Source organism: Niallia sp. 01092 (assembly GCF_052318935.1).
Classification (GTDB): domain Bacteria; phylum Bacillota; class Bacilli; order Bacillales; family Cytobacillaceae; genus Niallia.
This window is the reverse complement of the sequence record NZ_JBQRKO010000007.1, coordinates 89,229-101,816: the sequence shown is the minus strand read 5'-3', so window position 1 is coordinate 101,816 and position 12,588 is coordinate 89,229. Positions and strand designations below refer to the sequence as shown.

Genomic DNA, 12,588 nt, shown 5'->3' with positions numbered 1-12,588 from the left:
GTTTTCAAAAAAAACTTACATAGATAATGAATTGGTCTTATTTTTATATATAATGTAATGGTAAAAGAAAAATCAAATAATCAGTGAAAGGAAGGAGAAACGATGGCCGTTCACTTTGATGAGAAGAACAAGATATTTCACTTAAATGCGAAGAATACAAGTTATGTGATGCAAGTCATAAAAGACAATTATTTAGCTCATCTATATTGGGGTAGAAAAATACAGAATTTTTCAAATAGTAAACCACTTCCATTTATTGGTCGTGCATTTTCAGGCAACCCTGATAAGCAGGACAAAAATTTTTCATTAGATACATTCCCACAAGAATATCCACAATACGGAAATACAGATTTTCGAAAACCAGCATACCAAATTCAGCTGGAAAATGGCTCTACAGTTACGGACCTACGCTATAAATCACATATAATAAAAGCCGGAAAAGAAAAATTGGATGGATTACCTGCCACATATGTAGAGGAAAAACAAGAAGCAGAAACATTGGAAATTACCTTAGAAGACAAAGTTGCAGGATTAGAAGTACTGCTAAGTTATACGGTTTTTACTGATTATAATGTTATTACTCGATCAGTAAAAATAAGAAATGTTGGTACAAAAAACTTAAAACTGTTGCGAGCTTTAAGTATTTGTGTTGACTTTCAAGAAGATAAGTATGATTTCCTTCATTTACATGGTGCATGGGGCAAGGAACGTCATATAAAAAGACAGCCTTTGCGCCCGGGAATTCAAGGGATTGAAAGTGCAAGGGGGGCAAGCAGTCATCAGCACAATCCATTTATTGCATTAGTAGGGAAGGATGCAACAGAAGATGTTGGAGAAGTATTTGCATTTAATCTCGTGTATAGCGGAAACTTCCTTGCACAAGCAGAAGTAGATCAATTTCAGACAACAAGAGTTACGATGGGAATGAATCCATTTGATTTTAGTTGGAAACTTCGCCCAAAGGAAACGTTCCAAACTCCAGAAGTCGTTATGGTCTATTCATACCAGGGACTAGGGGATATGTCGAGAACGTTTCATGATTTATACAGAAATTGTTTATGCAGAGGTGCTTACCGTGACAAAGAACGTCCAATTTTAATCAATAACTGGGAAGCGACTTATTTTGATTTTGATGCAGAAAAAATCGAAGAAATCGCAAATGTAGGCCAAGAATTAGGAATGGAGCTATTTGTACTTGATGACGGCTGGTTTGGCAATCGCAATGATGATACGACTTCACTTGGGGACTGGTTTGTTAATACAAAAAAATTGCCGAATGGACTAAAAGATTTAGCTTCTCGAGTGGAAAGCCGTCAAATGAAGTTTGGGCTTTGGTTTGAACCGGAAATGGTGTCCGTTGATAGTGATTTATATAGAGCACATCCTGACTGGTGTTTACATGTGCCAAATCGGTCAAGATCGGAAAGCAGAAACCAATTAGTGCTTGATTTTTCTAGAGAAGATGTTTGCGAAGAGATTACGAAAAGAATATATGTGATTTTATCGAGTGTGCCAATTTCTTATGTAAAATGGGATATGAATCGTCATATGACCGAAATAGGCTCAGCAGCATTGCCGGAGGATCAGCAAAGAGAAACGGCACACCGCTATATGCTTGGCCTTTATAAAGTAATGGAGGAGCTTACATCTAGCTTCCCTCATATTTTATTTGAAAGCTGTTCAGGCGGAGGCGGAAGATTTGATCCAGGCATCCTTTATTATATGCCGCAAACATGAACCAGCTCTCCCTCATCCATGCCATTATTAACAACAAGAACGATATGAAGTCCAGAGTGTTCTCCAATGATAAAGAGCTTATCTTGATATGGTTTTAACAATTCTACAACTTTTTCGAGCTTGCGACGATAAATCTTTCGCATTCTGTTTAAATGTCTTTCGAAATCCCCTTCCTTCAAGAATTGAGCCAGAATATGCTGGTCAATTCTTGAGACAGAAGAGGAATGATAGAACGACAATTTTTCTTTATATTGCTGCAAGAGAAGCTTTGGCAGCACCATATAGCTAATCCTAATTGATGGCATTAATGATTTTGAAAATGTACCTAAATAAATCACTTTTTCAACAAGGTCCATGCTTTGCAAGGAAGGAATTGTTTTTCCACTATAGCGAAATTCACTATCATAGTCATCTTCAATAATATAGCGGTTCTTCTCCGTTGACGCCCATTTTAACAGCTTAGTTCGACGGTTTACCGATAGTACGGTTCCATATGGAAATTGATGGGAAGGTGCTACATAAACGACATTGATATTTTTATGATTAATGGCTTCTACCTTTACCCCTTCTTCATCTACTTCAAGATGATGCACTTCATTTGGAAAATTCTTGAGAATCCGTAAAATCAAATGGTATCCTGGGTCTTCTACACCATAAACCGTTTTTTTATCAAATAATAGCAAGAGCTGTTGTAATAAAATTTCAATTCCGGCCCCAACAATAATTTGATCAGGTGAACATTGTACCCCCCTGGCATGATACAAATAATGGGCGATTTCTTGCCGCAATTCTATCTCCCCTTGTGAATCTCCGAGCAGTAACAAGGAATGATTCTCTTTATCGATCGTATTTTTGGCATATTTACGCCACCTGGAAAATGGAAAATTCGCAGTGTCAATTGCGCTTGGATGGAAATTGTATTTTATGTCTTCCTGAGTTATTTTTGTATTTTCCTGTAAGTGATGGTTTGTTTGCACATATTCTAAATCTTCATATGCCATGACAAAATATCCCCTACGCGGGTAAGCCTCGACATATCCTTCTGCGGTCAATTGCTCATAGGCTGTTTCAACCGTGTTTTGACTGATTTTTAGAAAATCAGCTAATTTCCGCTTAGATGGCAGCTTTGATCCGTATTGTATACGCCCTTCTGTTATTTCTTTTTTAATATATAAATATAATTGTTCATATAATGGTATATCACTTGTTCTATTTAAATGACATGATAACATTTCCATTTTTTATAATCTCCTTATAACTGACCCTATTATTTTTAAAAAAACTGACACTTTCAATGCAGTCAATTGCTTTTTATACTAATCAATAGATTCGTAAAATACAATAGTTAAAGAAGCGGAGTGTATAAAGTGGAAAAATTATTAGGAACTGAAACTGTAAAAAGAGGAATGGCTCAAATGCAAAAAGGCGGCGTCATTATGGATGTTATCAATGCAGAGCAAGCAAGAGTAGCGGAAGCAGCAGGTGCTGTTGCCGTAATGGCATTAGAAAGAGTTCCTTCTGATATCCGTGCTGCCGGCGGGGTTGCAAGAATGGCAGACCCTCGTATTGTTGAAGAGGTAATGAATGCAGTATCCATCCCAGTAATGGCTAAAGCCCGTATTGGTCATATTGTGGAAGCAAGAGTATTGGAAGCAATGGGTGTTGACTACATTGACGAAAGTGAAGTGTTAACACCTGCTGATGAAGAGTTCCATTTATTGAAGAGCGATTTCACTGTACCGTTTGTATGTGGCTGTCGTGATCTTGGAGAAGCTGCACGCCGTATCGGCGAAGGTGCTGCAATGCTGCGTACCAAAGGTGAGCCTGGTACAGGTAACATTGTGGAAGCAGTCCGCCATATGCGTAAAGTAAATGCACAAGTTCGCAAAGTTTCTATGATGTCAGATGATGAATTAATGACTGAAGCAAAAGTTCTTGGTGCACCTTTTGAAGTTTTAAAGCAAATCAAAGAACTAGGCAAGCTTCCAGTTGTCAACTTTGCTGCCGGCGGTATTGCTACACCTGCTGATGCTGCATTAATGATGGAGCTTGGTGCTGATGGAGTGTTTGTTGGTTCAGGTATCTTTAAATCCGAAAATCCTGAAAAATTTGCAAGTGCGATTGTTCAAGCTACAACTTATTACACTGATTACGATTTAATTAGCAAGCTTTCTAAAGAGCTTGGCGCTGCTATGAAAGGAATCGACATTTCCAAATTGTCTCTTGAAGAAAGAATGCAGGAGCGTGGCTGGTAAGATGACAACAATTGGAGTTTTAGGACTGCAAGGTGCCGTTTTTGAGCACGTAAAACAAATTGAAGCCATGGGATTAGAGGCTATTGTCGTCAAGAAACCGGAGCAGCTCGAACAAATTGATGGTTTAATTCTCCCTAGCGGTGAGAGCACAGCGATGAGAAACCTCATCGACCGTTACGATTTCTTCGGCCCATTAAAAGAATTTTACACGGCTGAAAAACCCATTTTTGGAACTTGTGCTGGCATGGTGTTAGTCGCTAAGGGGCTTGTTGGTTCAGAGGATTCTCATCTACAAATTATAGATGTTACCGTAAAACGAAATGCGTTTGGCCGGCAAATTGCCAGCTTTGAAGCAGATCTTGATATAGCTGGACTTGATGATCCTTTTAAAGCTGTTTTTATCCGGGCACCTTATATTGAAAGTGCCGGTGAAAATGTAGAGGTGTTAGCAAAATATGATGGGAAAATTGTTGCAGCGAGAGAAGGAAATGTTCTTGCTTGTGCTTTTCATCCAGAGTTAACCGCTGATACCCGTTTTCTTCAGTTATTTGTTGAAATGGTTGAGGAACAAAAGCAAAAAGAAGGGCAAGTTGGTTAAATTATGGAGGCAATCACCTGTGGGTGGTTGCTTTTTTTGCATTTTGTACACTGCTTGGCTATTTAATTTGGTTCTATAATAAATGCTGGGGTTAAAACACAATTCTAAGAAATAAAAAATGCACGATATCATCCATTCTATTATACTTGAGTTGACTAGAAACAAGTATAGCGGTTTATGAAAAGTATTTTACTGAAAAATCGGCAAGAACTTGTTTGGCCGTGAAATCCTTTCCTCTTGGCATATTGTGTGAGGTAGAAGCTGATGCCTATTTAGGAGAATGATAGAAATAATATGTTGGGAAAATAAAAATCTCTAAACGAATAGAAAGGGTGGATAACAAATGAAACAATATGTAGTAGATGCGTTTACAGATAAAGTGTTTGGAGGCAATCCAGCCGCGGTATGTGTTATGGATGAATGGCTTCCAGACGAGTTGATGCTGAATATCACTGCTGAAAATAATCTTTCCGAAACAGCTTTTACAGTGAAAGAAGGAGATAGTTACCGACTCAGATGGTTTACACCGGGTGGGGAAATTGACCTTTGTGGCCATGCAACATTGGCAACAGCTTATGTTATTGCTAACTATTATGAAGAAAATGTAGAGAGAATCACGTTTCAGACAATGAGCGGGGAGCTTGTTGTGTTAAAAAAAGATGATCTATTTGAAATGAACTTTCCATCATATGATTTGAAAAAGGTAGAAGTTACCGATGAAATGGCAGAGGCCATTGGTATACGACCGCTAGAGGCATATATGGGCAGAGACCTAGTCTGTATTCTGGAAACAGAAGAACAAGTCCGCAACGTAAATCCTGACCAAGATAAGGTGAATAAACTGGATGGACTTTTATTGCATGTTACAGCTGAAGGAAAAGATTATAACTGTGTATCAAGGTCATTTGCACCAAAATGCAATGTACCTGAAGATCCTGTATGCGGCAGTGGACACTGTCATATCATTCCGTTCTGGGCAGACCGGTTAAATAAAAAATCACTTGTTGCTTATCAGGCATCACCTCGTGGAGGAGTCCTAAATTGTGATTATGAAGGACCACGTACAAAATTAAGCGGAAAGGCTGCTTTATATTCTATAGCAGAACTATATGTTTAAATTTTAAGAATGCTGTTTTCTGTTTTGAAAACGTTTGTCTATCGAGTCATGATCTTTTTGCGGGCAGCCTGGAGCTATAGATTATTCCTATAGCTTTTTTAAAGATATCTAATATAGAAATTTTAAAAATTAAATTACGATTGAATATTAATGACTCAAACTTCGCAGTTATAAATTCCTCTTCATGTATTGCCATAACTTGGTTTAGAGCAATTAGAAAAGAGTGATTGAATAGTCTTTTAGGGTGTTTTTTTTGCAAACATTATTCCTTACAAATAGGGGCTTGCTTTCCGTTTCAGGATGCTCGCTTTCCGTGGGGCGTGCGATGAGCCTCCTCGGCGCTTGCGCCTGCGGGGTCTCATCTAACCCGCTAATCCCACAGGAGTCTCGCACCTTCCACTTCAATCAAGCCGTTTTATCAATTAGTTGCTGTCGCTGAACTGGTAAAAACACCCACCTTATAGAAATAGACTCAAGCGACACTTTTTGGTAGAACACCGTTGAATAATAACATGAAAAAAATCAACGCTACTATTGTTTAGCAATAATACCCTGTAATGAAATTCGAAAACAAGAACTTATTTTAAAACAAGTTGCTTGTAACGGAGGGTGCGAAGACTCCTGCGGGAAATGTGGGAAGGCTGAGACCCCGCAAGGCAAAGCCGAGGAGGCTCAGCTCCCACCCCGCGGAAAGCGAAGCAACCCGTAGTGGAAAGCAACCTCAACAATAAAAAACAAGCCTTCCTTTTTATTGTTCTAAACCAAGTCCTATCAAGATTTGCAAACGAATTTGAAGGTGCGAAGTTTGAGTTAATGATAATAAAAAATTATCAAATAGTTAAGATAGAGGTTATTGCGACTTTTGATAAATAAAATATAAAAATATCTAATAAGGGACTGATAAGATGAAAAAGGTTGGAATTATTGGAGGTACGGGACCAGAATCAACAGTAGAGTATTATCAATCAATCATTTCTAAATTTCAAGAAAAGGTTGGAAGCAAAGAAGACTTGCCAGAACTTTTTATAAACAGCATTAATATGTACAAGATGTTTCATTTGCTTATGAATGGACAGACACAAGAGTTAATTAATTACTTAACAGATGATGTTCAAAAATTAGAAAGTGTTGGGGCTGATTTTGTGGTGTTTACTGGAAACACACCACATATTGTTTTTGAACAAATTCAACAAAAAGTCCAAGTTCCTATGATAAGCATGGTAGAAGAAACATATTTAAAAGCACAAGAATTGAGCTTGGAAAAAATTGGTCTTATAGGAACCAAGTTTACGATGGAAAATGCGGTGATCCAGTAAGAATAGATAATTTTAAAAATGGATTATTAGCTGAAAATATAAGTGGCTGGGTAGATGGAGACAATAACGAAGCTGAATTTTATGTGAGAGTTTACCAAGCATATACTGATGACTATATATATGCTGAAGGAATTGATTGATAAATACAATGAAGGGTGTCGTATTATGACACCCTTTTAATATGAAATTTTTTTATTTCTTATTTCTCTGATGGAGCAGTATGTTTATAATCTAACATTCTTATTTCAATATTCCCTTTTTCATTTTTGTTTGGTTCTACTCCAAAAGTGATAGTGTCTCTTCCTAATATTCCTTTTTTCTGTGGTGTAACATTAATTTTTACTAAATATGAATTTGGTAATTCATGCCCTTTCCCACTTTGCACCATTTCAACTACAGGAATATCCTTACTATCATGACCATATTTAATAAAAATTGAATCAGAACTGCCGAAACTTACGTTATCTGTTTTATAATGCTCTGCTACAGAGTGACGTATTTCATTACTAAATAAACTTAATAAAAAATAGTCGGTGGCTTCATTGGATTTCTTCGCTTCATGCGTATTAGAATATTGAGCTTTAGCTGAAAGATTATAAACACTTAATGCTAACAAACAAATAGCTAGTCCAATACTAAAAATTTTAATTTTCTTTATTTTTTTCTCTCCTAAAGTTAAGTATTTAATTTCATTTATTTTAGTATTTGTAAAAAAGCACAAAATATTTATTGTGGCATAAAAATTAAAAAACAACTTTGATTTAAAATATGTCCCAAAAAAACATTTATGATAAAAAATAGAAATACCTACCATAATAGAACAAAAAAAGACCTTACAAAGAAATTGTAAGGTAGTAAAAATTTGTCGAATTTATTACGTTTTCCGCGGACGAGCGAGGAGGCTTGCCCCGCGGAAAGCGAATGAATTTCCTGCCGTTATACATCAACATTGAAATGTAACAGAGCCTTTATTAAAAGATAAAAAATCATCAAATGTTTTATCTTAGATGAGTATCTAGCCTCTGTAAAAAAAACTTTGCCAAAAGCACTTGATCTTAGTCAAATGTATCTTCAGGGCTGAGCAAGGCGTTTGTACTTTTCTAGCTTTATTGAATTTTCAGCGCTAGGTGCTGATGCTTTGTTGTATAAAAATGAGATGCGTTTGAATCATTGATAGAAACACGTACTTTAGAATCTGGGATCGTAAAATAAATTTTATTATAATCTTGATAACGCAAGAAAATATTGTAAACAGTCTTTGGCAAGGAAGCAAACCATAAAACAGGCAGCTCCAACTTTCCGAAACCGTTTCTATCGACCACTGTCTTTACAGAAAACTCATTATTGATATTTGCTCTGTCTCGGAAAAGAATATCTGTTATATCGGCTAAATCCTTGCCGGAAACTTTAAATTCGAGAACATAGTGATCTTTATCAACATAGCTTTTTATTATTTCAGCGTACATAGGAATCTCTATATATTTGTATGGATCTTGCAAGGGAGAAACCATATACGGCTGATTGTCTTTTACTATATGTTGTTTGACTTTTTCTGTCGTATGCCATTTAAAAAGCTCTTCCAATTGTTTATATTGTTTATTTTTAAAAAGCTCGTAGCATACTTTGTTAATTGGCTGGAAAAAATGGTCCGTAATATCATAATCTAGCTTTTTGGTTGTTTTTAATACTTTTTTGAACGTCCAAATATAGGATTGTCTTTTCATAAAATCAGTCGTTTTAGTTTTTAAAGAAGAACGGTTTTCTCTGCGAAGTGTATGGTATTTGTTGATAAATCGGATAAAACAATCGAATTCATATAACCGATTTAACAGCATTTTTTGCAAAGTTTCATCCAATTCCTTCTGTTGAAAATAATCAATTACTTGCAGGTTGCACTTCATCTTTTTTAGCACATTCGTTTGTTTAGTCAATGATTTATTATTATCATCGAGACGATTCACATAATAAACCGTATCTTTTATGGTTGATATTTTTTTTGAGGCTAATAAATAATCCATAAAAAACTGCTTGTCTTCAGCAAATTTCATTGCCGGGAAACGAAGGTTATTTTCTTTTATAATCTTTGTTTTCATCATTCTTGCCCTCGGACCTAAATGTTGAAAAATATGGGGGATGCTAGCAGGAGAAACACTTCTTCGTTCCATACAAGATTCATGTTCACCAATAATTTTTGTAAGCTTGGAACCCTTTTGAATCGTTTTTCCTACGACATAATCATCGCCAGTTTCCTCTAATACGGTATATAATTTTTCTAATCCGGTTTTTTCGAGCCAGTCATCTGCATCTAGAAAAGTGATATAAGGTGCAGTGGCAAGCTGGATGCCTAAATTTCTTGGTGAAGCAGGTGTACCACTATTTCTTTTTAAAAAAGCGAGCATGATCATAGGATGCTTATTGGCATATTCTAATAAAATGCTGCGCGAGTTGTCGATAGAGCCATCATCTACAAGAATATACTCGATATTTTCATGGCCGAGAGTTTGCGTCAAAACGGAATCGATACAGTTGCGAATCGTTTTTTCATTATTATAGATGGGTGTTATCACGGTAACGGCCGGTTTTTTAGAAGGAACAGGATGTTTTATTAGGTTATAATCGTAATCATTTATGGGTTCTTTACTTCGAAATGTTGGAAAAGGAATCATTTTCATCGTGCATCCTTCCTTTCTTGAAAAAATTAATAGTATGAATGCTTGTTCAAAAAGGAGGACAATCACAGCGGATAAGGTCGAGGCATGGAAGGTATATAGAGATTCGCAAGCTTATATTCCCATACTTTTTGAACAACTTCTATTCATCCATTATTTATCATTATATGAAAAGGTATACATTCTTTATGTTATAAAATATAGTATAAGTGTAAGCTCAAAAAGTAACAAATTAGAAGCAAGCCAACGAAGAGGGTGCCTTTTTGAACATCCTCTATAAGTAGGAAAACAATATTCTGTATTACGGTTGAGGTGGTAAATATGAAAACAATTGCTGATATTGCAAAACTTGCAGGAGTATCCAAGAGTACAGTTTCCCGTTATCTTAATAACGGCTCTGTAAGCGATGAAACAAAAAGAAAAATTGAATATATTATGAAACAAACAGGCTACTCTCCTAATGCATTTGCTCAAAGCTTAAAAGCGAAAAATACAAATATCATCGGCACTATTGTTCCTAGGCTTGACTCTTATGCAACTTCAAGAACGCTGATCGGCATTGATGAACGATTAAAAGAGCATCACTATCAAATGCTAGTCTCTAATTCTAATCAAAATTTAGAAAGAGAAATAGAAAATATCTATACATTGGCACATCAAAAGGTTGCCGGCATTATTTTGCTTGCTGCAGAAATTACATCAATGCATTTAGACGCTTTTCAAAAAATAAATATCCCTGTGCTGCTAGTAGGGCAACAGCATCCTAAGGTTTATAGTCTTATACATAATGACTACGATGCTGCATTTCAAATAGGGAAGTTTGTGCTGGAAAAAGGGCATAAAAAAATTGCCTATTTAGGTGTAACGGAAAAGGATATTGCGGTTGGAATAAATAGAAAAAAAGGATTTAAAGATAGTATTTTTACTGCTTCTGATATAGAAGCAAGATACTATGAAACAAGCTTTTTGACAAATGATACGATTAAAATAGTACCGGAAATAATAGATTCTTTTCAACCATCTATTTTTGTGTGTGCAACGGATAACATTGCCATTGGTGTCATGAAGGCAGCATACATGAAAGGATTATCCATCCCGAAAGATATATCCATCACCGGGTTTGGCGGATATGACATCACAGGGATGATTCATCCTGGCTTAACAACGGCAAAGTTTTTTTATCAAGAGGCTGGCCAATTAGCAGCAAAGAATATGATCCAGCTAGTAAGAGGGGAATCAATTCCTAAATTAACAGTTTCGAATTTTCGAATTATTTTTCGAGAAAGCGTTGACAATAAGGGGTGATTATTTTATAATTCATTTTGAAAGCGGTTCCTTTAATTTGTTAAAATGATTTGGAACCGGTTTCAAATATTTTTAAACTTTAATGTAACCGGTTCCAAATATACATTTCATTGAGGAGGATTGTTATGAGTTATCAAGAAATTGCAAAGCAGATTTTACAAAGTATTGGGGAAAAAGAAAATGTTTCTGCTGCAGCACATTGTTCTACAAGATTGCGGTTAGTGTTAGAGGATGAAAGTAAAGTAGATCAACAAAAATTAGAGAGTATCGCTGCAGTAAAAGGAACTTTTTCTACTGGAGGACAATTTCAGATTATATTAGGAGCTGGAATTGTTAATGAGGTCTATAAAGAATTAACGAAGCTTACTGGGATTTCGGAAATGTCCACAAGTGATGTAAAAAGCGCCAGCAGCAAAAAGCTAAATCCAATTCAACGATTTGTAAAAATGCTGTCAGATATCTTTGTACCGATTATTCCTGCCATTGTTGCAGGCGGTTTATTAATGGGATTAAATAATGTTCTTACTGCACAGGATTTATTTATAGAAGGCAAATCATTAGTAGATGCAAATCCTGGCTTAGCAGATTTAGCAGCACTTATTAATACATTTGCAAATGCAGCATTCGTGTTTTTACCTATATTAATAGGATTTTCTGCTACTAAAAGATTTGGAGGCAATCCGTATTTAGGAGCTGCATTAGGAATGTTGTTGGTGCATCCGGATTTATTAAATGGCTACAACTACGGAGCAGCAGTTCTTAAAGGTGAAGTCCCTGTTTGGAATATATTGGGTTTTGAAATAGAAAAAGTTGGTTATCAAGGAACAGTCCTTCCTGTTTTAGTATCATCTTATATTTTAGCAAAATTAGAAACAAATATACGGAAAATAACGCCATCATCATTAGATAATTTATTAACGCCATTATTTGCTTTATTTATTACAGGTGTTTTAACCTTTACAGCGATTGGACCAATTACTCGATCTGCAGGTAATTTGTTAACAGATGGTTTAGTATGGCTCTATGATTCTACTGGATTTATTGGCGGTGCTATTTTTGGATTATTTTACGCACCAATCGTTATTACAGGAATGCATCATAGTTTTATTGCAGTGGAAACACAATTATTAGCGGATATTGCGAAAACGGGCGGTTCTTTTATTTTTCCAACTGCAGCAATGTCTAATGTTGCACAAGGAGCAGCGACACTTGCGGTATTGCTGCTAACAAAAGATGCAAAAGTAAAAGGGGTGGCATCTGCTGCCGGCATTTCTGCACTATTAGGGATTACAGAACCGGCAATGTTTGGAGTTAACTTAAAGCTTCGTTATCCATTTATTGGCGCAATTATTGGTTCAGCAGCAGGATGTTTATTTATCTCTATGTTTAAAGTGAAAGCGATTGCGTTAGGTGCTGCCGGAGTGCCTGGAATTATTTCTATTAAACCTGACTCTATCATTTTTTACATTATTGGTATGGTAATTTCATTTACCGTTGCATATGCAACAACAATTATTTTAGCAAAAAGAGATGCTAAAAAAGCAGCAAAAGGTGTTAATGGAAATGTAGCATAAAACAAACAGCAATAGGT

The 12,588-nt window shown here is 36.0% G+C and carries 10 protein-coding genes; 7 read left to right on the top strand and 3 right to left on the bottom strand.

Features of this window, described 5'->3' with window-relative positions; genetic code table 11:
- Positions 1-102 precede the first annotated feature (102 nt).
- Positions 103-1,737 (top strand): alpha-galactosidase, encoded by a 1,635-nt coding sequence (locus ACTXGU_RS08490; RefSeq protein ID WP_443481073.1) that lies wholly within the window; start codon positions 103-105, stop codon positions 1,735-1,737.
- Here the strand turns inward: ACTXGU_RS08490 and pdxR are convergent.
- Entirely contained in the window at positions 1,719-2,975 is a 1,257-nt protein-coding gene (gene pdxR / locus ACTXGU_RS08485) for a MocR-like pyridoxine biosynthesis transcription factor PdxR (protein WP_443481072.1), read from the bottom strand. The genes ACTXGU_RS08490 and pdxR overlap by 19 nt on opposite strands.
- Before the next feature lie 129 nt (positions 2,976-3,104).
- Here pdxR and pdxS point away from each other — a divergent pair, with 129 nt between their 5' ends.
- From pdxS to ACTXGU_RS08465, 4 genes are all read left to right on the top strand, one after another.
- Positions 3,105-3,992: a pyridoxal 5'-phosphate synthase lyase subunit PdxS gene (pdxS, locus tag ACTXGU_RS08480; protein ID WP_443481071.1), complete on the top strand. Its 888-nt coding sequence runs from the start codon at positions 3,105-3,107 to the stop codon at positions 3,990-3,992.
- A 1-nt stretch (position 3,993) separates the two neighbouring features.
- Complete coding sequence (gene pdxT, locus ACTXGU_RS08475; protein ID WP_443481070.1) at positions 3,994-4,590, top strand: pyridoxal 5'-phosphate synthase glutaminase subunit PdxT; 597 nt, start codon at positions 3,994-3,996, stop codon at positions 4,588-4,590.
- 343 nt (positions 4,591-4,933) lie between these two features.
- Complete coding sequence (locus tag ACTXGU_RS08470; protein WP_443481069.1) at positions 4,934-5,707, top strand: PhzF family phenazine biosynthesis protein; 774 nt, start codon at positions 4,934-4,936, stop codon at positions 5,705-5,707.
- Positions 5,708-6,612: 905 nt separating this feature from the next.
- A complete protein-coding gene (locus ACTXGU_RS08465) occupies positions 6,613-7,023 on the top strand; it encodes an aspartate/glutamate racemase family protein (RefSeq protein ID WP_443481068.1) in 411 nt (136 codons plus the stop codon).
- A gap of 199 nt (positions 7,024-7,222) precedes the next feature.
- On the opposite strand, the gene ACTXGU_RS08460 is transcribed toward ACTXGU_RS08465, so the two are convergent.
- Both ACTXGU_RS08460 and ACTXGU_RS08455 read right to left on the bottom strand, forming a co-directional pair.
- Positions 7,223-7,837, bottom strand: coding sequence for a hypothetical protein (locus ACTXGU_RS08460; RefSeq protein WP_443481067.1), 615 nt, complete (start codon positions 7,835-7,837; stop codon positions 7,223-7,225).
- Positions 7,838-8,129: 292 nt separating this feature from the next.
- The gene (locus tag ACTXGU_RS08455) at positions 8,130-9,695 is read right to left on the bottom strand and encodes a glycosyltransferase family 2 protein (RefSeq protein WP_443481066.1); all 1,566 of its coding nucleotides are present in this window, start codon (positions 9,693-9,695) and stop codon (positions 8,130-8,132) included.
- Positions 9,696-10,013: 318 nt separating this feature from the next.
- Here ACTXGU_RS08455 and ACTXGU_RS08450 point away from each other — a divergent pair, with 318 nt between their 5' ends.
- Both ACTXGU_RS08450 and ACTXGU_RS08445 read left to right on the top strand, forming a co-directional pair.
- Positions 10,014-10,997, top strand: a complete 984-nt coding sequence (locus ACTXGU_RS08450) for a LacI family DNA-binding transcriptional regulator (protein WP_443481065.1) — start codon at positions 10,014-10,016, stop codon at positions 10,995-10,997.
- A gap of 125 nt (positions 10,998-11,122) precedes the next feature.
- Positions 11,123-12,571 carry a sucrose-specific PTS transporter subunit IIBC gene (locus ACTXGU_RS08445; protein WP_443481064.1) on the top strand — a complete coding sequence of 483 codons (1,449 nt, stop codon included), beginning with the start codon at positions 11,123-11,125 and terminating at the stop codon, positions 12,569-12,571.
- The last annotated feature ends 17 nt before the right edge of the window (positions 12,572-12,588 follow it).

Coding starts and splice junctions, on each gene's coding strand:
- pdxR (WP_443481072.1), bottom strand. CDS start 2,975: ATGGAAATGTTATCATGTCATTTAAATAGAACAAGTGATATACCATTA.
- ACTXGU_RS08445 (WP_443481064.1), top strand. CDS start 11,123: ATGAGTTATCAAGAAATTGCAAAGCAGATTTTACAAAGTATTGGGGAA.
- pdxT (WP_443481070.1), top strand. CDS start 3,994: ATGACAACAATTGGAGTTTTAGGACTGCAAGGTGCCGTTTTTGAGCAC.
- ACTXGU_RS08490 (WP_443481073.1), top strand. CDS start 103: ATGGCCGTTCACTTTGATGAGAAGAACAAGATATTTCACTTAAATGCG.
- ACTXGU_RS08465 (WP_443481068.1), top strand. CDS start 6,613: ATGAAAAAGGTTGGAATTATTGGAGGTACGGGACCAGAATCAACAGTA.
- ACTXGU_RS08470 (WP_443481069.1), top strand. CDS start 4,934: ATGAAACAATATGTAGTAGATGCGTTTACAGATAAAGTGTTTGGAGGC.
- ACTXGU_RS08460 (WP_443481067.1), bottom strand. CDS start 7,837: ATGGTAGGTATTTCTATTTTTTATCATAAATGTTTTTTTGGGACATAT.
- ACTXGU_RS08455 (WP_443481066.1), bottom strand. CDS start 9,695: ATGAAAATGATTCCTTTTCCAACATTTCGAAGTAAAGAACCCATAAAT.
- ACTXGU_RS08450 (WP_443481065.1), top strand. CDS start 10,014: ATGAAAACAATTGCTGATATTGCAAAACTTGCAGGAGTATCCAAGAGT.